Here is a 21,785-nt window from a genome sequence, read left to right as displayed (position 1 = left end):
ATGTCCATATGCCCGACAAATAACGGGCATTCAGGTAAATTGGGGGCGTTTTCACAACGGCACGCCCCGCAAAAGGGGGCCTGCCCGAACCTGCGGGACATCGATCCCCGATTTTCACCATAAAAGAGGCAAGACATGCGTTTGAACTTTGTCCGTTCCGCCCTGGCGGCGTCGGTCCTCCTGGTTGCCGCCAATGCGGCCCACGCCGAAAAGGTCGTCGTGGGCGCCACGCAGGTGCCGCACGCCGAGATCCTTGAAGTGGTCAAGCCCAAGCTGGCCAAGGAAGGCGTGGAGCTCGACATCAAGGTGTTCAGCGACTACGTGCAGCCCAACCTGCAACTGGCGGACAAGCAACTGGACGCCAACTTCTTCCAGCACAAGCCGTACCTGGAAAGCTTCAACAAGGATCGCAAGGCGACCCTCGTGCCGGTGGCCCTGGTCCATGTCGAGCCGTTCGGCGGCTACTCCAAGAAGATCAAGAGCCTGTCCGACCTGAAGGACGGCGCCACGGTCGCCATCCCCAATGACCCGTCCAACGGCGGCCGCGCGCTGGTGCTGCTGCAAAAGCAGGGCGTCATCAAGCTCAAGGACCCGGCCAACATCCTGGCGACCGCCGCCGATGTCGTCGAGAATCCCAAGAAGCTGAAGTTCCGCGAACTCGAAGCCGCCATGCTGCCGCGTGCACTGGACGACGTGGACCTGGCGCTGATCAACACCAACTACGCGCTGGAAGCGGGCCTGGTGCCGACCAAGGACGCGCTGTTCATCGAAGGCGCCGATTCGCCCTACGCCAACGTGCTCGTGACCCGCAGCGACAACAAGGACGCGCCGGGAATCAAGAAGCTGGTCGACGCGCTGCACTCGCCGGAGGTCAAGACCTTCATCCAGGAAAAGTACAAGGGCGCGGTGGTTCCCGCGTTTTGATGTACGGAGTGCGGGTGGTTTGAACTGCCCGCACAAAAAAATCGCCCGCAAGCGGCGGGCGATTCTTGGGGGCGCGCCGAGACGGCAGATCAGCCGGCGGCCAGGGCCTTTTCCACCGTGGCGTGGAACTCGGCCTTGTCGTATTCGCCCAGATAGCGCTTGATAATGTGTCCCTCTTTGTCGATGAGGAACGCCGTGGGCGTCAGGCGGATGTCGCCGAAGGCGCGCGCGATCTCGCCCTTGGTGTCCAGCGCAACCGGGAACGGCAGCTTGCGGGTTTCAGCGAAGTTGAGCACGAAGTTGGGCGGGTCGTAGTTCATGGCGACCGCGATGGCTTCGTACCCCTTGTCCGCGTACTCGTTGTAGGCGGAGATGGTGTCGGGCATCTGCTTCACGCACGTCACGCAACTGGTTGCCCAGAATTTGACCAGCACGACCTTGCCGCGCAGGTCCTGCATGGAGAAGGTCTTGCCTTCGAGCGTGGTGAAGGTGACGTCGGGCGCGGTCTGGGCCGGGCGCATGGCAAACCAGGCGCCGATGCCGACCGCCACGAGAACTGCGAGGGCTACGATGGCTTTTTTCATTTGATGGGCATTGCTTCGACGCCGCTGCTCGTGCCGCCCATGCCGCCCGCATTGTCGGTGGCCGGACCCGTGCCGCTTTCGATGGGCGCCTTGCTTTCGGTGGTGGCCGGTTTGGAGCCGCTGCCCGACAGGCGGATGGCTTCTTCGCGGCTGATGGTTTCAAAGAGCTTGACGACCTTGGTCACGCCGCCGACGTCCGCGGTGGCATTGGCGGCGTAGTCGCCTTCGGCCTGGGTGACCTTGCCCATCAGGTAGACGACGCCACGGTCGGTGGTGACCGCGATGGTGCCGGAGGGCACGTACTTGGTGTTGAGCAGCGTGGTCTTGACCTTGGATGTCAGCCAGGTGTCGTTGGAGCGCTGGCCGAACGACGCGATGGGGCCGACGTTGAGCTGGTTGATGACCTGCTTCACGTTTTCGACGCTTTGCGCGATGGCGGTGGCCTGGCTCTTGGCTTCTTCCGAGGGCACGTCGCCCGTCAGCAGCAGGTGGCCGCCGTAGGCCATGGCATTGACGCGCGCGGCGTCGCCCAGTTTTTGGGCGATCTGGCTCTGCGCCTTGAACGCCATGTTCTGGTCTTCGAGCTGGACGCCGGACGTGCGGCGGTCGGTGACCACGACCGCCGTGGTGGCGGCGGCGCCGCCCACGATCAAGGGCGCGCAGGCCGTCAGCGAAAGCGCCGCGGTCGATAGCGCGGCGGCAAGCATCAGCGGGCGGACTGCGGGTCTGGCGTCAAGAATCATTCGGTGTCTCCAAGCAGAAGAGCGTCGATGCCGTCGCACAGCGCGTGCAGCAGCAGAATATGGACTTCCTGGATGCGCATGGTGCGATCGCTGGGAACACATAGATGGACGTCCATCGGGGTAATGAGTTCCCCCATGACGCCGCCGCCCTTGCCGGTCAGGGCAAGGACATGCATCTCGCGGGCGCTGGCGGCTTCCATGGCGCGGACCACGTTGGGCGAATTGCCGCTGGTCGAGATGGCCACGAGCACGTCGCCGGCCTGCCCGAAGGCGTTGACCTGCCGTTCGTAGACTTCGTCAAAGCCGTAGTCGTTGCCGACCGCCGTGAGGATGGAGGTGTCGGTGTTGAGCGCAATGCCCGCGAGCGGCAGGCGTTCGCGTTCGAAGCGGCCCACCAGTTCCGCGATGAAATGCTGCGCGTCGGCAGCCGATCCGCCATTGCCGCAAGCCAGAATCTTGCCGTTGTTCGCCAGGGCGCCGAACAGCACGTCCACGGCTACCGCCAGCGGTTCGGCCAGGACGTTCATGCTTTGTTCGTGAGCGGCCATGGCATCGCGAAAGTGCGACGTCATGCGAGAGGTCATATCCATGGGCGCGATTATCTCACGGGGCCGGGCCGCGGTTCTGTCCTTGCGCAACGAGAGCGTGGGCGGGCGCCGGGCCAGGCCCGTCGCATCATGGCAGCCAGAATGCGCCGCGCAGCCAGGAAGGGTCGCCGCCGTCAAAAACCACCGCGTCGAAGCGGGCGGGCGGGGCCGAGCCGCCCCAGTGCCGGCGGGCAAGTTCGGGCAACCAATACGCCGCCGCCCGGGCGAGCCGCGTCTGCTTTTCGCGGCCGATGCTGGCGGCGGCGCCGCCGAAGCGCAAGCTTGCGCGCGCCCGGACCTCGACGAAGACGAGCGTGTCGCCGTCGCGCATGGCCAGGTCGATTTCGCCGGCGCGGCAGGCCAGGTTGCGCGCCAGCAGCGTCAGGCCCCGCGCCGCCAGCAGGCGTAGCGCAGCTGCTTCATGGTGGTCGCCGCGCCGCTGGGCGGGAGAGCGGCGCGGGGGCGGGCGGTCGGCAGGCTGGCGCCCCACGCGGCGCTTGCGTTTTGCGGCGCGGCGGCGGGCGGCCAGGGCAAGTTCGCAGGCCAGGCGCAGGGTGTCGTCCGTCATGGGAATCCAAAAGCAGCGTGCATAGGCGGCTACACTGACATGGTTTTCCGTGTCAGCAGGCAGCAATGAATCAAAACGTCTCACCTCCCACTGCCGGCGATGCCTGGTCCCGCGTGTCGGAACGTGTGGCTGGCCAGCATTGGCCAGCCTCGACGCTGTATGTCGTGGCCACGCCCATCGGCAATCTGGGCGACCTGGGCCTGCGCGCCTGGCACGCCCTGCAGCGGGCTGACGTGATCGCCGCCGAGGACACGCGCGCCAGCCGCACGCTGCTCGATGCCTGGGGTGTCGGCACGCCGCTCATGGCGGCGCATCGCCACAACGAGGCCGCCGCGGCGCAGGCCATTTGCGAGCGCCTGGCGCAAGGCCAGCGCGTGGCCTTGGTGTCCGATGCCGGCGCGCCGGCGGTCAGCGACCCCGGCGCCCGCGTGGTCCGGGCCGTGCGCGCCGCCGGCTTTGCCGTCGTGCCGGTGCCCGGCCCCAGCGCCGTGATCGCGGCCCTGATGGGGAGCGGCGTCACCACGGACGAGAACCCCGCCTACGCCTTCGCGGGATTTGCTCCGCCCAAGGCGGTGGCCCGGCAGCGTTGGCTGCGCCAGTGGTGCGCGTTGCCCGCGCCGGTCGTGATGTTCGAATCGCCTCACCGCCTGGCGGCCACGTTTGCCGACCTGCTCGAGGTCTGCGGCCCGGAACGTGAACTGACCGTCGCGCGCGAGCTGACCAAGCGCTTTGAAGAGATCGGCACCGTCAAACTGGGTGAGGCCGCGGCATGGCTGGCCGCCGACGCGCATCGCGAACAAGGCGAGTTCGTGCTGATCGTCCATGCCGAGGCGGACGCACCTGAGTCCGACGACGTCGATCCCGCCCACGACGTCCTGCTGGACGCCTTGCTGGAATCGCTGTCCGTGCGCGACGCCGCACGCGTGGCGGCCAAGGTCACCGGCCAGCCGCGCGACGTGCTCTACAACCGGGCCCTGATCCGCAAGAAGGCGCAGGAATAAGCCATGGTGTATTCGACCGTCGTGTCCAACAAGCCCGCCGACCCGCAAGAGCGGCTGACCTACCGCGACATGCCCACGCCGCTGGGCGATCTGCGCCTGGTGGCCAGCCCGAAGGGATTGCGCGGCGCGTGGTTCACCGATCAGGCGCTGCTGCCGCCGCCGGATGGATGGACGCTGACCGACAGCGATCCGTTCCTGGAACAGGCGCGGCGCGAGCTTGATGAATGGTTTGCCGGCGAGCGCCGCGTGTTCGACGTGACGCTCGACCCGGTCGGCACCACGTTTCAACACGAGGTCTGGCATGCGCTGTGCGCGCTGGAGTTCGGCACGCTGACCAGCTATGGCGAACTGGCCCGCACGGTGAACCGGCCGAAGGGCGCGCAGGCGGTGGGTGGCGCGGTGGGCCGCAATCCCATCAGCATCATCATTCCGTGCCACCGCGTGATCGGCGCGGACACCTCGCTGACGGGATTTGGCGGCGGATTGCCGCGCAAGCAGGCGTTGCTGGCGCATGAAGGCAACCGCTATGTGAGCCGCAGCGCGCACGCGCGCCGCGTGTGCGACGGGCAGGCGGAGCTGCCCTGGTAGGCGTGTTTCTGCTTACTGCGACGCGATGGTCGGCAGGATGCCGATGCGGTCGGACACCAGCGGCACGGCATTGAGCGCGCTTTGGCGATCGGGATACGGACCGATCCGAACGCGGTACAGATTGTTGGCCTGTTCCACCGTCGCGGGCGGCGCGCCTTCGGCGCCGAGCTGCGTATTGATGCGGCTGACAAGCGACTGCGCATTGCCGGGCTGGCTGAACGCGCCCACCTGCAGGTAAATGCTGCCTGTACCTGCCCCGGCGCCGGCCGCCGGGAGCATCGGAGCGGGGCTGGGCGAAGCGGGCGCCAAAGGCTGGGGCGCCAGCGCCACGGGGGTGGACGCCACCGGCGCCATCACCGGCGTGGAGCCCGTGGCGGATTCCGGTTCCGGCACGGGTGCCGCCGGCGCGCCCTGCGAGGCCAGGCGCCGGATCTCTTCGGCCTGGATGGCTTCCACGACCACTTGCCCGCTGCCCGGGCCGATGATGCCCAGCTTGTAGGCCGCGACGTAGGACAGGTCCATGATGCGGTCGCTGTGGAAGGGGCCGCGGTCGTTCACCCGCACGATGATCGTCTTACCGTTGACCATGCTGGTCACCCGCGCGTAGCTGGGGATCGGCAGCGTCGTGTGCGCGGCCGTCATGGCATACATGTCGTAGGTCTCGCCGATCGACGTGGAGTTGCCGTGGAATTTCTTGCCGTACCACGAGGCGATGCCGCGCTTCTTGTAGGCCTGGCCGGTGGTGTCCGGCACATACCGCTGGCCGAACACGACATAAGGCCGGTTCGCGCCGCTGGCGTAGGGTTCCAGCTTGGGCACCGCGTCGGGAATCTGATCCAGGTTGGACGGCGGGTTGGCGTCCGGTCCGTCGTCCTTGTAGTAGCCGCCCTTTTTGCGTCCGCCGGTGGAGGAACAGCCCGCCACCGCGATCGCGAGCAGCAGCACAAAGAGGAAATGCAGGGGGCGGGAAAGCGTCATGCGGTTTCGTCGGGCAGTTGGGTGCGGTGGCGCACCAGCAGCGGGTCGTGGTCGGCAAAGCGCAGCGCCAGTTGCTCCACGACATACACCGAACGGTGCTGGCCGCCGGTGCAACCGATGGCCACGGTCAGGTAGTTGCGGGTGTCCTGCGTGTACAGCGGCAGCCAGCGCTTCAGAAAGCCTGCGATGTCATCGATCATCAGGCCGACCTGCTCGTACCCGGCGAGCCACGTGGCAACGGGTTCGTCGCGGCCCGTCAGCGGACGCAGGTTGCGGTCGTAATGGGGGTTGGGCAGGCAGCGCACGTCGAACACCAAGTCCGCGTCGCCCGGCACGCCGCGCTTGTAGGCAAACGATTCGAACGTCAGCACCAGCGGCGCGCGGTCTGCCTTGATGAGATCGCGGATCCAGGCGCGAAGCTGGCCGGGCGTGAGCTCTGACGTATCGATGACGTGTTCCTGCTCGCGCAGCGGCGCCAGCAGCTCTCTTTCCAGCGCAATGCACTCGGTCAGCGACGGCGCCGTGCCGCCGCGTTGCAGGCGGTCGGTCAGCGGATGGCGGCGGCGCGATTCGGAGTAGCGCTGCACCAGCGTGGCGGTGTTGGCATCCAGGAAGACCACGCGAAGACTCGTGCCCATGGCGCGCAGCGCGGTGACCACGTCGGGCAGTTCGGCAAGTTCGCCCGGCGAGCGCACGTCGATGGCGACGGCAACGCGTTCCATGCCTTCATCGCGCGCCTGCGCAATGAATTCGGTCAGGAAGCGGACGGGAAGATTGTCGACACAGGTGTAGCTTGCGTCCTCGAGCATGCGCAGCGCGACGGATTTGCCGGAACCGGAAATGCCGGTGACGAGGACGACTTTCAACATGGACATGATTGTGGCACGCTTTTCCAGGACGATGCCGGCGGGATAGCATCTGATATGGCCATAAACTCAGGATCTGCGCCTGTTCCCTGCTGCATGCCCTGACGTAAGCTTGGGGCCGCAGACGCCGCAGTTCCATCGCAGTTCCACTTTTACGCGCCCCGCCGTCACGATTCGGGGTGTGGGAATTTGACCTAGATGTTAGCCCTCATTTCCTCTTGTAGTGTTTCACTGCCGCGGTTTTGGGCATTCCGCAGCGCCTTTGCCGCTGCGGCTGTTGTGTTTATGTCCGCGCCGTCGCTGGCCCAGCAGGCGGCGCCGCCGACCCTGCAGCCGGACACCATGGCGGCCCGCGTCGCGGCCTGTACGGCCTGTCACGGCGCGCAGGGCAGGGCGGGCGCCGACGGCTACTATCCGCGGCTGGCCGGCAAGCCGCAGGACTATCTCTATCACCAGCTTCTGAACTTTCGCGATGGGCGCCGTCAGTACCGGCCCATGACGCACCTGCTGGCTGGGTTGCCCGACGACTACCTGCGCGACATGGCCGCGTATTTTTCCGAGCAGCATGTGCCGTATCCGGCGCCCGTTCGCGCGGACGTGTCCGCCGCCACGCTGGAGGCCGGACGCAAGCTTGCCAAGGAGGGCGATGCGGCGCGCGGCCTGCCCGCCTGTGCGTCCTGTCACGGTGCGGTCCTCTCCGGCATGCTGCCCGCCATCCCGGGCCTGCTTGGCCTGCCACGCGACTACATCGGCGCGCAGATCGGCGGCTGGAAGAACGGCCTGCGCCGCGCCGCCGCGCCGGACTGCATGGCCGACATCTCTCACAAGCTCACCCCCAACGACATCGGCGCCCTGGCGGCGTGGCTGTCGTCGCAGCCCGTCGTCGAGCCCTACGTGCCCGACGCCGCGAACTCGGTCCGGCTCCCCGCGGAATGCGGCAGCCAGGCGCAACGCTGAACGGGGCCGCGAATGACGCTGATGAAAAGAATCCTAATTGTTCTGCTGCTGGTGGTCGTGGTGGCCGCTGGCGGGTTGTATTGGCTGGGCACGCGCGACGATGCCAGCACCGGCCCCGCCGCGGCGGCGGCCGAGGGCGCCGCGCAGATCGAGCGCGGCCGCTACCTGGCGCTGGCCGGCAACTGCATGGCCTGCCACACCAGCCGGGGCGGCAAGGCGTTTGCCGGCGGCACGCCCGTCCCCACGCCGTTCGGCACGGTCTACGGCCCGAACATCACGCCCGACCCGGATACCGGCATCGGCGCCTGGACGGCCGACGACTTCTGGCAGGCGCTGCACAACGGCAAATCGAAGGATGGCACGCTGCTGTACCCGGCGTTTCCGTACACCGAGTACACGCGTGTCACGCGCAGCGATTCCGACGCGCTGTATGCCTATCTGCGCAGCATTTCGCCCGTCAAGCAGGCCAACCGTCCGCCCGAGATGGAGTTCCCGTACGACCAGCGGATGCTGCTGGCGGCGTGGCGCGCGCTGTATTTCAAGCCGGGTGTGCAAGAAGCGGACCCCGGCCAGTCGGTCCAATGGAATCGCGGCCGCTATCTGGTCGAAGGGCTGGGTCATTGCGCGGCCTGCCACACGCCGCGCAACAGCCTGGGCGCGACGCGCGCGGGCGACGCGCTGGCCGGTGGCGTGATTCCCGTGCTGGACTGGTACGCGCCGCCGCTCACGAACGACATGCAGACCGGCATGGGACGCTGGACGGCGCAGGACATCGCCACGCTGCTCAAGACCGGCATTGCCGCGCATTCGACGGTCAGCGGGCCGATGGCGGAAGTCGTGCTGGGCAGCACGCAGCACCTGACCGACGACGACGCGCTGGCTATCGGCGTCTATCTGAAGTCGCTGCCTGCCACGCCGCCCGCGACGGATACGCGTGCAGCTGCCCCTGCGCCCGCGGCCATGGAACTGGGCGGCAAGCTGTACAGCCAGCAATGCGCCCAATGCCATCAGGCCGACGGCAAGGGCAGCGGCACTGCGTGGCCCGCGCTCGCCGGCAACCCGTCGGTGACCGCGCCGTCGCCCGTCAACGCCATCCGCATGGTGCTGGACGGCGGGTATGCGCCCGCCACAGCCGCGAACCCACGTCCCCACGGCATGCCGCCGTTCGGCCAGGTGCTCAACGACAACGACATTGCGATGCTCGTGACATACATCCGCAATAGCTGGGGCAACGAGGCGGGCGGGACGAGCGCGCTGGAGGTCAAGCGCGCGCGGGCGTCGTCGACGTTGAATTAGCGCCGGCTAGCGCGCTGCGGCAGCCGCCCGGCAGGCTTCGTGCGCCAGGTCGCCCAACGTGCGGATCGCCGCGTCGATGCCGGCTTCCCACGGATGCCCGTAGTTCAGGCGTAACGCGCTGCCAAACTGGCCGCTGGCCGAGAAGATCGGGCCGGGCGCCACGCTGATGCCGCGCGCCAGCGCCTGGCGGTGCAGCGACAGCGCATCCACGGCGGCGGGCAGTTCCAGCCATAGAAAGAATCCGCCCTGCGGCCGCGTCACGCGCGTGCCGGCGGGAAAGGCCTGCGCGATGGCGTCGGCCATGCGCTCCTGCTGCGCCTGCAAGGTCTGGCGCAGGCGGCGCAGGTGGCGGTCGTAGCCGCCCTGTTCCAGGTATTCGGCAATCGCACCCTGCGCGGGACCCGACGCCGACAGCGTCGATGACAGCTTCAGGCGCTGCACCTGCTGGGCATAGCGTCCGGCGCTGGCCCACCCGATGCGATAGCCCGGCGCCAGGCATTTCGAGAACGATGAGCAATGCAGCACCAGTCCGCGCGTGTCGTAGGCCTTTGCGGGCACGGGCCGGGTCGTGCCGAAGTACAGCTCGCCATAGACGTCGTCTTCGATCAGCGGAATGTCGTGCCGCGCAAGCAGTTCGACCAACTGCCGCTTTCTGTCGTCGGGCATCAGGCAACCGAGCGGATTCTGGAATTGCGTCATCAGCCAGCAGGCGCGAGGCGCATGGCGCTGGATGGCCGCCTGCATTGCTTCCAGGTCGATGCCGGTGCGCGGATGCGTAGGCACTTCCAGCGCTTTCAGTCCAAGGCGTTCCAGCGCCTGCAGCGCACCGTAAAAGGTGGGCGCCTCGACCATGACGGTGTCGCCCGGCTGCGTGACCGCCTGCAGACAAAGATTCAACGCTTCCAGCGCGCCGTTGGTGACGACGATGTCGGTGGCCGGCAGGTTGATGCCGCCGATCAGATAGCGCAGCGCGATCTGCCGGCGCAGGCGCGGATTGCCGGGCGCCAGGTCTTCGACGGTGTCACGCGGATCCTGGCGCTTCAGATGCGCGGCCATGGCCTGCGCCAATCGCGGCAACGGAAACAACAGCGGGGAGGGGAAGGCCGAGCCCAGCGGCGTGACGTCGCGGTTGCGCACCGAGCCGAGGATGTCGAAGATCCGCTCGCTGATTGCCAGTTCGGTCGATTCGCCGTCGGGGCACGAGGCGCCCGGTTCGGGCGGCAGCGATTCGGCGGGGGCGTTGACGTAGTAGCCCGAACGCGGCTGCGCGCGAATCAGGCCGCGGGCTTCGAGCAGGTAATAGGCCTGGAAGACGGTGGAGGGGCTGACGCCGCGCGCGGCGCAGGCGTCGCGCACCGAGGGCAGCTTGTCGCCGGCCCGCAGGACGCCGCTTGCGATCGACGAGGCGATCTCGTCGGCCAGGGTTTCGTAAAGGCTCACGATGCCGCAGGGCGACGTTGCGGGCTCATTTGCTGCTTTGGAGGATCGCCATGGCCTGGCGTTCCATGAATTCGCCCAGGGTGTCGATGCCGCGCAGCTTGAGGATGGTGTTGCGCACCGCCGCCTCGACCAGCACGGCCAGGTTGCGGCCCGCGGCCACTTGCAGCATCACCTTGCGCACGGGCAGGCCCAGCATGTCCTGCGTGATGTCCTGCAGCGGCAGGCGTTCAAACTTGTCCTGCGCGGTGGCGCGCACCAGGTGCACGATGAGCTTGAGCCGCATCTTGCGGCGCACCGAGGTTTCGCCAAAGATCGTCCGGATGTCGAGCAGGCCCAGGCCGCGGACTTCCAGCAGGTTCTGCAGCAGTTGCGGACAGTGGCCTTCGATCATGTTGGGCGCGGTGCGCGAGAACTCGACCGCGTCATCGGCCACCAGGCCGTGACCGCGCGAAATCAGTTCGAGCGCCAGTTCGCTTTTGCCCAGGCCCGACTCGCCCGTGATCAGGACGCCCAGTCCCAGCACGTCCAGGAACACGCCGTGCACCGTGGTGGTGGGCGCGAGCTTCTTGCCGAGATAGATGCGCAAGAGGTCGATGAGCTGCGCGGCGGCAACCGGCGTGGACAGCAGCGGCACCTGGTGCTGGTCGCACTGGTCGACCAGGTCTTGCGGCGGCGTCAGGCCATCGGCCAGCAGAATCGCCGGCACGCCGCCGATCAGCAGCTCGTCCATGTGGTGCATGCGGCGGCGCAGGTCGAAGCGGGTGTAGTACGCCAGCTCTTCCTGGCCGAACACCTGGATGCGCGACGGGTGGATCAGGTTCAAGTGGCCGACGAGATCGGCGGCCGCCATGCCGTCATCGGGAATCGCGCGGTCCGCGGCGCCCTGGCCCGAAATCCAGTTAAAGGGGATTTTGTCGGCGTTGTCGTCGACGAGTTCCTGCACCGTGAGCATGGCAGCGATTCCGCGTGGGATCAGAGTTGGCCGGTCGTGAGCATTCTGTGGACGATGGCCGGATCCGGCTCGGTGGCCAGAGCCTCGCGCAATGCCTTGTTGGACATGAGCTGGGCCAGTTCGGCCAGAATGTCCAGGTGCTGCTGCGTGGCGGTTTCAGGCACCAGCAGGCACAGCAGCATCGACACGGGCTGTCCGTCGGGCGCGTCGAAGGTGATGGGCTGAGCAAGGCGGATGAACGCCGCCAGTGCCTGCTCCAGACCTTTCACGCGGCCGTGCGGCACGGCGACGCCCTGACCCAGGGCAGTGGACCCCAGGCGCTCGCGGGCAAAAAGGCTGTCGAACACGAGGGCGCGTGCCAAGCCGTTGTTGTTTTCAAAAAGCAGACCGGCCTGTTCGAACGCACGTTTCTTGCTCGTGGCGAGCATATCGAGCACGACGTTGCCGGCGGGTAGGATGCGCGACAAATGATTCATCAGGTCATTATATGGTTATATGACGCACTGCAACAATCAACGGACCCGGGCCTCGCAAGACCGATGAGCCAACGGGACCACAAGAGCGACAGCATAGTCTGATCGCGCTACGTTGTGGACATTCTGAGCCTGGCAGGGTTCCCGGACAGCCTCGTATCGGACAAACGCAGGGAAAACGACAACTGGCCGGCAAGGGCGGCAGCGGGATGAAACAGGGGGAATTGGGTGGTGCGGGGGGGAGTTTGCCGATGCCCCAGCTGGACGCAAGGTCTAGCGGGACACCGGGACTTAGGCAGGATCCTGGGATCGCTGTACTGCTAGTCGCTCAGGTGAGCGGTCATGAAGCGCGTTACTGCTGGGGTGGCGAGAGGGTCGCCGCTTGCCGCTTCACGGACTCTGCTGAATGACTTCTTACCTTGTCCTTGTGCTTGATGACCTGACGGTCGACTTTGTCAGCAAGAAGGTCGATGGCCGCATAGAGGTTTTCATCGGTTGCTTCACAATGAATGTCCTTGCCGCTCAGACGCATGGTGATTTCGGCTCTATGCCGCAGGGGCTCTACTGAGAGCATGACCTGGGTATCGATGACGTGATCGAAATGCCGCAGCACTCGCGCCAGTTTGTTCATGACATATTCCCGGATGGCCGGGGTGACGTCGAGGTGACGACCGCAGATGCTCAGGTTCATAGTGTGCTCTCCTTCTAAAAGAGGAAAAAAGTGCGCAAAAGGCGCGGTAAGTTCGTTGGCGTTCTCCTTCAATAAGCAGGGTTCGTTTAGCTCTAGTGTATAGACTCGGGCCGATAAAACAAGCTGACCTACCGCAACTTCATGGCATTTTTATGGCTGAGTCCAAGAGCGTATGGCGGTCTTTTTTCATGCGTTACGGGGTCTTTCAGCGGGCGGTTACATACGGAAGTGTTCGCCCAGGTACACCCGGCGTACGGCGGGATCACCCACGATCTCGTCGGGGTGGCCGTCGGTCAGCACCTTGCCTTCACTGATGATGTAGGCGCGATCGCAGATGCCCAGCGTTTCGCGCACGTTGTGGTCGGTGATCAGCACGCCGATCCCGCGGCCCTTCAGGAAGCGCACGATGCGCTGGATTTCGATGACGGCGATGGGATCCACGCCGGCAAACGGTTCGTCCAGCAGGATGAAGCGCGGGCTGGTGGCCAGCGCGCGCGCGATTTCCACGCGCCGGCGTTCACCGCCCGACAGCGAGATCGCGGCGTTGCTGCGGATGTGCCCGATCTGCAGCTCTTCGAGCAGCGATTCCATCTGTTCGTTGATCTTGGGCGTCGACAGCGGCCGGCCATCCGGACCCACTTGCAATTCCAACACCGCGCGGATGTTCTGCTCCACCGTCAGGCGGCGGAACACGGAGGCGTCCTGCGGCAGATACGACAGGCCCATGCGCGCGCGCTTGTGGATGGGCATCGCGGTGATGACGGAGCCGTCGATTTCAATGCGGCCGGCGTCCGCCGGCACCAGGCCGACGATCATGTAGAAGCTGGTGGTCTTGCCTGCGCCATTGGGGCCCAAGAGGCCGACGACTTCGCCGCTGACCACGGACAGGGACACGTCCTGCACCACGGTGCGGCCGTTGTAGGTCTTGCGCAGTCCGGTTGCGCGCAGGCTGCCCTGCTTGACGCCCGAAGGGGCGGAGGTCACGGGGGTCGGCACTGAAGGTTGGTTCATCGTGGCTGCGATTGGTGTTGCGGGGGAAGCGCTTCAGCGCCCTTTCTTGGCTGCCTGCTGCTTGCGGCATTCGGCGACGGCGGCGTCCAGCTTGGCGCGCGGTTCGGCCAGCGACCGCACGCGTCCGCCGGCCGCGGCGGAGTTCGGGCCGCCTTGCGCTTCGTAGGTGCCGGACTTCTCGTTGTAGCGTACCCGCTCGCCGCGAATGGTATCGAACGGTTTCCCACAGACGTAGCGGGTCACGATGGCCTGGCCGATCAGGTCGAACGTGCTGTTGGTGCCGTCGTATTCGGCGCGCAGGCCCTTGCCTTCGATGAGTTCGAAGTTCTCGGGGCGCTCCTGGCGGATCGTGACCACCTTGCCTTTGTTGGCGGTGGCCGTGCCGTACTGGTTGCCCTGCGCGTCCTCGTTCATTTGCAAGGTATCGGAGGTCAGCGTCATCAGGCCGCGCGTCATGTTGACGTTGCCGGTGAACACGCTTTGTTTCTTCACGTCGTCGTAGTGCAGCGTGTCCGAGAGGATCAGCGTGCTGGGCTCTTCAGCCGGCGTGGCCGCTTTCGGTTCCGCCGCTTGCGCCGGCGCAAGCACGCAGGCCGTCAACAGCACGGCGCCCATCAGGCGGGTCGTCGGGGCGAGGAAGGTCCGAAGGTCGGTCATGGTTTTTTCTGGTTAGTGTTGTTGGCAGGAATTTCGGTACGGCGCTGCTGTTTGCCTTCCGAACCGGCAATTTCCACGTCGGTCGATGCCGAAACCTGCAATTGGCGAGTCTTGTTGTTGTAGTGCATGCCCGTGCCCTGCATGCGCGAGCGGCCCTTCAGGACCGTGGCGGGCAGGTCGGTGAAGACCACATCTTCGTCGGGCAGGATGATGAGCTGCTGGCTGCGCACGTCCAGCATGTCGTTCTCGGCGTCGGGCTGGCGCAGCACATGGGCATCGCCTTGCATGACGATGCGCTTGCCGCCCTGTTCCATCACGGCCGTCTTCGAAACCGCCACCGTGATCGGATTGGACTCGCGCTGGCCCACTGCGCGCGGCGCCGTGACGTGATACGAGTCGTCGTCGGGGAAGTGTTCCATGTAGTCGCCTTCGAGGCGGTTGATGGGCTTGCCCGTGGGATCGGTGCGCAGCATCACGAATTCGCGCGACCACGCATCCATTTCGTGGGTGACGCGGCGCGGCGGGTCCACCTGGATGGCGCGCTGCGCGTAATCGGCCGCCCACCACGAACTGGTGACCAGCACCAGCAGCAGGAACAGCGCGATCAGCGAGGGAAAACGTTCTTTCATCGGGTGCGCCGCGAGGGCGTATTCGTTGAGGGCGGAATCACTGGATCGCCCCTGGGCCCAGCAGGCCCGGCGCAGCCAGGAAGGCGCCCAGGCGGCCTTGCGAGGCCAGGAGGAGATCGCAGCATTCGCGCACGGCCCCGCTTCCGCCGGGCAGGGTCGAAACCCAGTGCGCGGCCTGGCTGACGTAGCCGGGGGCGTTGGGCACGCTGGCGGCAAAGCCCGCGCGCTGCAAGGCCGGCAGGTCGATGATGTCATCGCCCATGTAGCCGGTTTGATTCAGTTGGACACCGCAGCGCTGCGCAAGTTCGGTCAGGGCGGTGCCCTTGTCGCGCACGCCCTGGATCACTTCGGCGATGCCAAGTTCGGCCGCGCGACGCGCGACGATGGGGCCGGAACGGCCCGTGATCAGCGCGACTTTCAGCCCGCCTTCCATCAGCAGCCGCAGCCCGTGGCCGTCCAGCGCGTGGAAGCGTTTTTGCAGTTCGCCGCCTTCGCCGTAATAGAGGCTGCCATCGGTCAGCACGCCGTCCACGTCGAAGACCATCAATCGCACGGCCGCGGCGCGTTCGCGCACGATGGCGGGGATACGGGCAAGCACCAGCGCTTCGGCCGGGTGATTCACGGAAGCAGAGAGGTTCATAGTCATACCACTTTAGCGGCCATCAGATCGTGCATGTGCAATGCACCGACCAGCGCGCCGTCATTGTCCATCACCAGCATGTGATTGAGCCGTTGTTCGTCCATCTGCCGGGCGGCCTCGACGGCGAGTGCCTCGGGGTTGATGCTGCGCGGCGATCGCGTCATGCCCACCTCGACGGTCAGGCTGCGGATGTCGCCGTGCCGCGCGATCAGACGGCGCAAGTCGCCGTCGGTGAAGATGCCCAGCGGGCGGTGCTGGGCGTCGGTCACGACCGTCATGCCCATGCCCTTGGCCGACATGACCTCCAGGGCCTGCGACACCGGGGTGTCCGACGTGACGATGGGCAGGGCGTTTCCCTGGCGCATGACGTCGCGCACGTGAGTGAGCAGCCGGCGGCCCAGCGCGCCGCCCGGGTGCGAGCGAGCAAAGTCCTGCGGGCCGAAACCGCGCGCCTCCAGGCAGGCGACGGCGAGGGCGTCGCCCAGCGCGAGTGCGGCCGTGGTGCTGGCGGTGGGGGCCAGGTTCAGGGGGCAGGCTTCCTGGGCCACGCTGGCATCCAGATGGATGTCGGCTTGGCGGGCCAGTTCGGATTGCGGGTTGCCGGTGATCGCCACCAGCCCGGCGCCCATGCGGCGCACCACGGGCAGGATGGTCAGCAGTTCCTCGCCCGACCCCGAATACGAAATGGCGATGAGCACGTCTTCGCGGGTGATCATGCCCAGGTCGCCATGGACGGCCTCGGCGGCATGCACGAAGAAGGCGGGGGTGCCGGTGGACGCCAGCGTCGCCGCGATCTTTCGGGCGATGTGTCCCGTTTTTCCGATGCCGCTGACCACTACCCGGCCGCGGCAGGCAAGCAGCAGGTCGACGACCCGCGTGAAGCTGTCATCCAGCCGGGCGGACAGGTCTTGCAGGCCCTGGCTTTCAATCTGTAGCGTTCTGCGCGCGGATGCCAGCGCGGTGCCGGACGATGAGGTGGGATGGTCGGTCATGGGGCGGATTTTAATCTCAGTATGCTAGTTTGCCCCGCGCAGGGGCGTATGGCATGCTGGCGAGTCTTTCAATGGCTTTCAAACTTTTCTTCCAGGCCCGCTCCATGTCCAGCATTTCCAGTCCCGTCCTTGGCACGCCACTGTCCCCCATGGCCACCCGCGTCATGCTGCTGGGGTCCGGTGAACTGGGCAAAGAGGTCATCATCGCCCTGCAGCGCCTGGGCGTCGAAGTCATTGCGGTGGATCGGTATGCCGACGCCCCGGGCCATCAGGTGGCGCACCGGGCGCATGTGGTCTCGATGACGGACCCGCAGGCCTTGCGGCAGGTCATCGAGCAGGAGCAGCCGCACGTTATTGTCCCTGAAATCGAGGCCATTGCCACCAGCTTGCTGGTGGAACTGGAAGCGGCCGGCGTGGCGCGGGTCACCCCGACGGCCCGCGCGGCGCAGCTCACCATGAATCGGGAAGGCATCCGCCGCCTGGCGGCCGAGACCCTGGGCCTGCCGACTTCGCCCTATAGCTTCGTCGACACCGAGGAAGAACTGCGCCGGGCCATCGACGGCGGCATCGGCTATCCGTGCGTCATCAAGCCGGTCATGTCGTCCTCGGGCAAGGGCCAGTCGGTCATCAAGAGCGCCGACGACGTGGTCTCCGCCTGGCGCTATGCGCAGGAAGGGGGGCGGGTCGGGGGCGGCCGCGCCATCGTCGAGGGGTTCATCCGCTTCGACTACGAAATCACGCTTCTGACCGTGCGCGCCCGCGGCGCCGACGGCCAGGTCGAGACCCGGTACTGCGAGCCCATCGGCCACAAGCAGGTCGACGGCGACTACGTCGAAAGCTGGCAGCCGCACCCCATGTCGCCCGCGGCGCTGCAGCGTGCCCGCGACATCGCGCTGGCCGTCACGTCCGAGCTGGGCGGCCTGGGCATTTTCGGCGTCGAGCTCTTCGTGGCGGGCGACCAGGTCTGGTTCTCGGAAGTCAGTCCGCGTCCGCACGACACCGGGATGGTCACCATGATTACCCAGGTGCAGAACGAATTCGAACTGCACGCCCGTGCGCTGCTGGGGCTGCCGGTCGATCCCAGCCTGCGACAGCCGGGCGCCAGCAGCGTCATTTACGGCGGCGTGGAAGCAGGCGCGGTGTCGTTCCATGGCGTGGCAGAGGCCCTGGCCGAACCCGGCACGGACATCCGTCTCTTCGGCAAGCCCGAATCGTTCGTCAAGCGCCGCATGGGCGTAGGCCTGGCCGTGGCCGAGGACGTTGCCGCCGCCAGGGCCAAGGCCAAGCGCGTGTCCGCCGCCGTGACCGTCAAGGCCGGCTGATCGCCCTGATCCCTGCGTCGCTGACGGGGTAACGACCACCGTCAACGCCCCGCTTTCCCCCTTGAACGCCACCCGCCAACCGGCCGGTGGCGTTTTTGCCGTCCGTCGCGCCCGCCAAGTGTTGTATGGCTGTCACGTTGAACGGCTAATTTGCCGTGCGCGCCCTCTGAATGGCGTTGGTTTGCGCTCTTGCCCCTGATGCAAGCGTGGTTTGCGCTTTCTCATCGTTTGTTCGATAATTTCAGAAATTTCTGAAAGCAACGTAACTGCATATATCGTGCAGGGTTCGTTGTGTGACTGGCTGATCCTCATGGCGCTTTCCCCCCAGATTGAACGTTTCGTCCTGCACTTCGGTGAGATGGGCAGCCGATGGGGCGTGAATCGCACCGTCGGCCAGATCTACGCACTGCTGTTCCTGGCGCCGCAGCCGCTCAACGCCGACGACATCGCCGAAGCCCTGGGCTTTTCGCGCTCGAACGTCAGCCTGGGCCTGAAAGAGCTGCAGTCCTGGCGGCTGGTCAAGCTGATCCATCAGGTGGGCGACCGCCGCGACTACTTCGAAACCCCCAAGGACGTCTGGGAGATCTTCCGAATCCTCATGGAAGAGAAGCGCAAGCGCGAAGTCGATCCCACCCTCACGCTCCTGCGCGACACGCTGCTGGAGTCGCCGTCCGGCCCCAGCGAGGCCTACGCGCAACAACGAATGACCGAAATGCTGGAGCTCATCGAACTATCCACCGGGTGGTTCGATGAGGTTCAACGGCTGCCGCCCGAAACCCTGCAAAGCCTCATGAAACTTGGTTCCAAGGTGCAGAAGGTGTTGGGATTCGCCGGCAAATTGCGGGGCAAGGGCTGACCCGTCACGCCTCGATTTTTCAGGAAACCTCTATGAAGTTGTATGCAACGCCCCTAACATGGCGCGTCAGACGGCCTGGGAACCATGCCGGTTGCCGCAGCGCGTCTACGCCTTGGGAGCAGCCTCATGATTGATATCGATGTCGTGAATCTCTCGCGGTTCCAGTTCGCCGCGACCGTGCTCTACCATTTCATCTTTGTTCCGCTCACGCTTGGCCTGTCGTTCATCCTGGCCATCATGGAAAGCGTGTACGTCATGACCGGCCGCCCCATCTGGAAGAAGATGACGATGTTCTGGGGCACGCTGTTCGGCATCAACTTTGCGCTGGGCGTGGCGACCGGCGTGGTGATGGAGTTCCAGTTCGGTATGAACTGGTCCTACTACAGCCATTACGTGGGCGACATCTTCGGCGCGCCGCTGGCGCTCGAAGGGCTGATGGCGTTCTTCCTGGAAGCCACCTTCGTCGGCCTGTTCTTCTTCGGCTGGAACCGCATGTCCAAGGTCAGCCACCTGGTCGTGACCTGGCTGGTGGCCTTCGGCACCAACTTCTCGGCCCTGTGGATCCTGATCGCCAACGGCTGGATGCAGAACCCGGTTGGCGCGATCTTCAATCCGGACACGATGCGCATGGAAATGACCGACTTCGCCGCGGTCATCTTCAACCCCGTCGCGCAAGCCAAGTTTGTGCACACCGTCAGCGCCGGCTACGTGGCGGGCGCCATGTTCGTCATGTCGATCAGCGCCTGGTATCTGCTGCGCGGCCGCCATATCGACCTGGCCAAGCGCTCGATGGCGGTGGCGGCCAGCTTCGGTCTGGCCGGCGCGCTGTCGGTGGTCGTGCTGGGTGACGAAAGCGGTTACCTCACCACCGAACACCAGAAGATGAAGATCGCGGCCATGGAATCCATGTGGCACACCGAGCCCGCGCCCGCATCCTTCAACCTGTTCGCCATCCCGAACCAGGCCGAGCGCCGCAACGATTTCGCGATCGAGATTCCCTATGTCATGGGCATCATCGGCACGCGGTCGCTGACCACGCCGCTGCTGGGCATCAACGACCTGATCCTGCGCGCCGAGAATCGCATTCGCGACGGCCTCGTGGCCTATGAGGCCTTACAGAAGATCCGCGCCAATCCCAAGGACGTCGATGCCCGCATGGTGTTCGACAAGACCTGGCCGGACCTGGGCTATGCACTGCTCGTCAAGCGCCATGAGGAGGATCTCAGCAAGGTCACCGAGGCGCAGATCAAGCAGGCCGCGATCGATACCGTGCCGACCGTGGCGCCGCTGTTCTGGGCGTTCCGCATCATGGTCGCGGTGGGCATGTATCTGATCCTGTTCTTCGGCGTGGCGTTCTGGCTTGCATCCCGCGGCCGCCTGGACAGCAGTCCCCGTCTGCTCAAGGTGGCGTTGTGGAGCCTGCCGCTGCCGTGGATCGCCATCGAAAGCGGCTGGTTCGTCGCCGAGTACGGCCGCCAGCCCTGGGTCATCGAAGGCGTGCTGCCCACGTATTACGCGGCATCGGGCCTCACGATCACCGACCTCGTCATCAGTCTGACGATCTTCCTGGTGCTGTACACGATCCTGCTCATCATCGGCGTGAAGGTCATGCTGCATGCCATCAAGGCCGGACCGAAATCCGACGGGCCGGCGCCGGGTGATGCCGCTGCCGATCCCGTTCACGCCGCCGTGCGCGCATAAGGGGAGAAACGCAAATGGATACCCTTATTCCTTTCGACTACGGCACGCTGCGCGTGGTGTGGTGGGTGTTGATGGGCGCGTTGCTCATCGGCTTTGCCGTCATGGACGGCTTTGACCTGGGTGTGGCCGCGCTGTTGCCGGTGGTCGCCAAGACTGACGCCGAGCGCCGCATCGTGATCAACGTGGTGGGGCCGGTATGGGAAGGCAACCAGGTCTGGCTCATCACCGCGGGCGGCGCCATTTTCGCCGCGTGGCCGTTGCTTTACGCTGCGTCGTTCTCGGGCTTTTACCTGGCGATGATGCTGGTGCTGCTTGCGCTGATCCTGCGGCCGGTCGGCTTCAAGTACCGCAGCAAGATGGAAGGCACGCGCTGGCGCAATCGCTGGGACGCCGTGCTGTGCTTCTCGGGCGTGCTGGCGTCGCTGGTGTTCGGCGTGGCCATGGGCAACGTCATCCTCGGTGTGCCGTTCACGTATGACGCGGTGACGCTGCGTCCGATGTACGAAGGGCACTTCTTCCAGCTTTTCATGCCTTTCGCCTTGCTGGCCGGCGTGCTGAGCGTGGTGATGCTGGCCATGCATGGCGCGGTGCTGCTGGCCTGGCGCACGGATGATCCCGTGTCCTCGCGGGCGCGCAACTGGGGCCGGCTGTGCGCAATGCTTACCGCCGCGCTCTTCGTGGCGGGCGGCTTCTGGGTCGCGGGCGGCGTGCCGGGCCATGCGATCACCAGTGTGGTCGACACGGCCGCGCCGTCGGACCCGATGCTCAAGTCCGTGTCGGTGCAGACCGGCGCCTGGATGGCCAACTACGCGAAGTGGCCGTGGATGTGGATCGCGCCCGCGCTGGGCGTGGCGGGCGCCGTGCTCGCGGGGCTGCTGCTGACCGTGCGCGCCAACATGCTGGCGTTCCTGTCGTCCTCGGCGTCCATCGCCGGCGTGATCCTGACGGTGGGCTTCTCGCTCTTCCCGTTCATCATGCCGTCGTCGGTCAATCCGAAGGCCGGCCTGACGGTCTGGGACGGCTCGTCCAGCCATCTGACGTTGTGGATCATGGTGATCGCGGTTGTCATCTTCCTGCCCATCGTGACGCTCTACACCGCCTGGGTGTATCGCGTCATGCGCGGCAAGGTCACCCATGATTCGGTGGGCGACACGCCCAACTCGTACTGATAAAGGAACCCCCACCATGTGGTATTTCTCATGGATCCTCGGCCTGGGCCTGGCGTGCGCTTTCGCCATTCTTAATGCGATGTGGTTCGAGTTGCGTGAAGGTCAGAGCCATGACCCGCGCGCCAGCCGCGGCGACGAGTGAGCGGCGGCGCAAGCAGCC

25 protein-coding genes are annotated in these 21,785 nt (G+C 65.9%); 10 read left to right on the top strand and 15 right to left on the bottom strand.

The features are described from left to right. The first annotated feature begins 135 nt into the window (after positions 1-135). A complete protein-coding gene (locus CLM73_RS27325) occupies positions 136-924 on the top strand; it encodes a MetQ/NlpA family ABC transporter substrate-binding protein (RefSeq protein ID WP_056560303.1) in 789 nt (262 codons plus the stop codon). A gap of 89 nt (positions 925-1,013) precedes the next feature. On the opposite strand, the gene CLM73_RS27320 is transcribed toward CLM73_RS27325, so the two are convergent. The 4 genes from CLM73_RS27320 to CLM73_RS27305 form a co-directional block, all read right to left on the bottom strand. Continuing rightward, the gene (locus CLM73_RS27320) at positions 1,014-1,508 is read right to left on the bottom strand and encodes a peroxiredoxin family protein (RefSeq protein ID WP_056560300.1); all 495 of its coding nucleotides are present in this window, start codon (positions 1,506-1,508) and stop codon (positions 1,014-1,016) included. Then, positions 1,505-2,251: a BON domain-containing protein gene (locus CLM73_RS27315; protein WP_105241099.1), complete on the bottom strand. Its 747-nt coding sequence runs from the start codon at positions 2,249-2,251 to the stop codon at positions 1,505-1,507. The genes CLM73_RS27320 and CLM73_RS27315 overlap by 4 nt, the downstream gene beginning before the upstream one ends. Further along, on the bottom strand, positions 2,248-2,841 hold the full coding sequence (locus CLM73_RS27310) for a phosphoheptose isomerase (protein ID WP_056560293.1): 594 nt from the start codon (positions 2,839-2,841) through the stop codon (positions 2,248-2,250). Before CLM73_RS27310 ends, CLM73_RS27315 begins: the two co-directional genes overlap by 4 nt. Positions 2,842-2,926: 85 nt before the next feature. Next, positions 2,927-3,406 carry a YraN family protein gene (locus tag CLM73_RS27305; RefSeq protein ID WP_105241098.1) on the bottom strand — a complete coding sequence of 160 codons (480 nt, stop codon included), beginning with the start codon at positions 3,404-3,406 and terminating at the stop codon, positions 2,927-2,929. 65 nt (positions 3,407-3,471) lie between these two features. Between CLM73_RS27305 and rsmI the strand changes: the two genes are divergently transcribed. Further along, positions 3,472-4,407 carry a 16S rRNA (cytidine(1402)-2'-O)-methyltransferase gene (rsmI, locus tag CLM73_RS27300; protein ID WP_105241097.1) on the top strand — a complete coding sequence of 312 codons (936 nt, stop codon included), beginning with the start codon at positions 3,472-3,474 and terminating at the stop codon, positions 4,405-4,407. Between the two features lie 3 nt (positions 4,408-4,410). Next, positions 4,411-4,995: a methylated-DNA--[protein]-cysteine S-methyltransferase gene (locus CLM73_RS27295; protein WP_105241096.1), complete on the top strand. Its 585-nt coding sequence runs from the start codon at positions 4,411-4,413 to the stop codon at positions 4,993-4,995. Between the two features lie 12 nt (positions 4,996-5,007). Here the strand turns inward: CLM73_RS27295 and CLM73_RS27290 are convergent, their stop codons facing one another. Both CLM73_RS27290 and rapZ read right to left on the bottom strand, forming a co-directional pair. Continuing rightward, on the bottom strand, positions 5,008-5,973 hold the full coding sequence (locus CLM73_RS27290) for a septal ring lytic transglycosylase RlpA family protein (protein WP_105241095.1): 966 nt from the start codon (positions 5,971-5,973) through the stop codon (positions 5,008-5,010). Then, a complete protein-coding gene (rapZ, locus tag CLM73_RS27285; RefSeq protein ID WP_105241747.1) occupies positions 5,970-6,842 on the bottom strand; it encodes an RNase adapter RapZ in 873 nt (290 codons plus the stop codon). Before rapZ ends, CLM73_RS27290 begins: the two co-directional genes overlap by 4 nt. Before the next feature lie 195 nt (positions 6,843-7,037). Between rapZ and CLM73_RS27280 the strand changes: the two genes are divergently transcribed. Then, on the top strand, positions 7,038-7,796 hold the full coding sequence (locus CLM73_RS27280) for a c-type cytochrome (protein WP_105241094.1): 759 nt from the start codon (positions 7,038-7,040) through the stop codon (positions 7,794-7,796). A gap of 12 nt (positions 7,797-7,808) precedes the next feature. Continuing rightward, positions 7,809-9,092, top strand: coding sequence for a c-type cytochrome (locus tag CLM73_RS27275; RefSeq protein ID WP_105241093.1), 1,284 nt, complete (start codon positions 7,809-7,811; stop codon positions 9,090-9,092). Between the two features lie 6 nt (positions 9,093-9,098). Here CLM73_RS27275 and CLM73_RS27270 read toward each other — a convergent pair whose 3' ends face one another. From CLM73_RS27270 to CLM73_RS27230, 9 genes are all read right to left on the bottom strand, one after another. After that, complete coding sequence (locus tag CLM73_RS27270; RefSeq protein ID WP_105241092.1) at positions 9,099-10,532, bottom strand: PLP-dependent aminotransferase family protein; 1,434 nt, start codon at positions 10,530-10,532, stop codon at positions 9,099-9,101. A gap of 25 nt (positions 10,533-10,557) precedes the next feature. Continuing rightward, positions 10,558-11,484 carry an HPr(Ser) kinase/phosphatase gene (gene hprK / locus CLM73_RS27265; RefSeq protein WP_006216298.1) on the bottom strand — a complete coding sequence of 309 codons (927 nt, stop codon included), beginning with the start codon at positions 11,482-11,484 and terminating at the stop codon, positions 10,558-10,560. Positions 11,485-11,504: 20 nt separating this feature from the next. Beyond that, complete coding sequence (locus tag CLM73_RS27260) at positions 11,505-11,960, bottom strand: PTS sugar transporter subunit IIA (RefSeq protein ID WP_056319588.1); 456 nt, start codon at positions 11,958-11,960, stop codon at positions 11,505-11,507. A 349-nt stretch (positions 11,961-12,309) separates the two neighbouring features. Beyond that, entirely contained in the window at positions 12,310-12,648 is a 339-nt protein-coding gene (gene hpf / locus CLM73_RS27255) for a ribosome hibernation-promoting factor, HPF/YfiA family (protein WP_056319592.1), read from the bottom strand. Between the two features lie 216 nt (positions 12,649-12,864). Next, on the bottom strand, positions 12,865-13,659 hold the full coding sequence (lptB, locus tag CLM73_RS27250) for an LPS export ABC transporter ATP-binding protein (protein ID WP_105241091.1): 795 nt from the start codon (positions 13,657-13,659) through the stop codon (positions 12,865-12,867). 33 nt (positions 13,660-13,692) lie between these two features. Then, the gene (lptA, locus tag CLM73_RS27245; protein WP_105241090.1) at positions 13,693-14,316 is read right to left on the bottom strand and encodes a lipopolysaccharide transport periplasmic protein LptA; all 624 of its coding nucleotides are present in this window, start codon (positions 14,314-14,316) and stop codon (positions 13,693-13,695) included. Continuing rightward, positions 14,313-14,945 (bottom strand): LPS export ABC transporter periplasmic protein LptC, encoded by a 633-nt coding sequence (gene lptC, locus CLM73_RS27240; RefSeq protein WP_105241089.1) that lies wholly within the window; start codon positions 14,943-14,945, stop codon positions 14,313-14,315. Before lptC ends, lptA begins: the two co-directional genes overlap by 4 nt. A 37-nt stretch (positions 14,946-14,982) precedes the next feature. Next, positions 14,983-15,591, bottom strand: a complete 609-nt coding sequence (locus CLM73_RS27235; RefSeq protein WP_199778212.1) for a KdsC family phosphatase — start codon at positions 15,589-15,591, stop codon at positions 14,983-14,985. Next, entirely contained in the window at positions 15,588-16,577 is a 990-nt protein-coding gene (locus CLM73_RS27230) for a KpsF/GutQ family sugar-phosphate isomerase (protein WP_105241087.1), read from the bottom strand. Before CLM73_RS27230 ends, CLM73_RS27235 begins: the two co-directional genes overlap by 4 nt. 104 nt (positions 16,578-16,681) lie before the next feature. Between CLM73_RS27230 and purT the strand changes: the two genes are divergently transcribed. From purT to cydX, 5 genes are all read left to right on the top strand, one after another. After that, positions 16,682-17,899: a formate-dependent phosphoribosylglycinamide formyltransferase gene (gene purT / locus CLM73_RS27225; RefSeq protein WP_105241746.1), complete on the top strand. Its 1,218-nt coding sequence runs from the start codon at positions 16,682-16,684 to the stop codon at positions 17,897-17,899. A gap of 310 nt (positions 17,900-18,209) precedes the next feature. Further along, on the top strand, positions 18,210-18,755 hold the full coding sequence (locus tag CLM73_RS27220; protein ID WP_105241745.1) for a GbsR/MarR family transcriptional regulator: 546 nt from the start codon (positions 18,210-18,212) through the stop codon (positions 18,753-18,755). A 126-nt stretch (positions 18,756-18,881) separates the two neighbouring features. Beyond that, entirely contained in the window at positions 18,882-20,456 is a 1,575-nt protein-coding gene (locus CLM73_RS27215) for a cytochrome ubiquinol oxidase subunit I (protein WP_105241086.1), read from the top strand. Between the two features lie 14 nt (positions 20,457-20,470). Beyond that, positions 20,471-21,625, top strand: coding sequence for a cytochrome d ubiquinol oxidase subunit II (cydB, locus tag CLM73_RS27210; RefSeq protein ID WP_105241085.1), 1,155 nt, complete (start codon positions 20,471-20,473; stop codon positions 21,623-21,625). 16 nt (positions 21,626-21,641) lie between these two features. Continuing rightward, entirely contained in the window at positions 21,642-21,767 is a 126-nt protein-coding gene (gene cydX, locus CLM73_RS27205; RefSeq protein ID WP_056560232.1) for a cytochrome bd-I oxidase subunit CydX, read from the top strand. Positions 21,768-21,785: the final 18 nt, after the last annotated feature.

Source organism: Achromobacter spanius, assembly GCF_002966795.1.
Lineage (GTDB): Bacteria > Pseudomonadota > Gammaproteobacteria > Burkholderiales > Burkholderiaceae_B > Achromobacter > Achromobacter spanius_D.
Note: the sequence above shows the minus strand (reverse complement) of the source record. Positions and strands in the feature narration are given on the sequence as shown.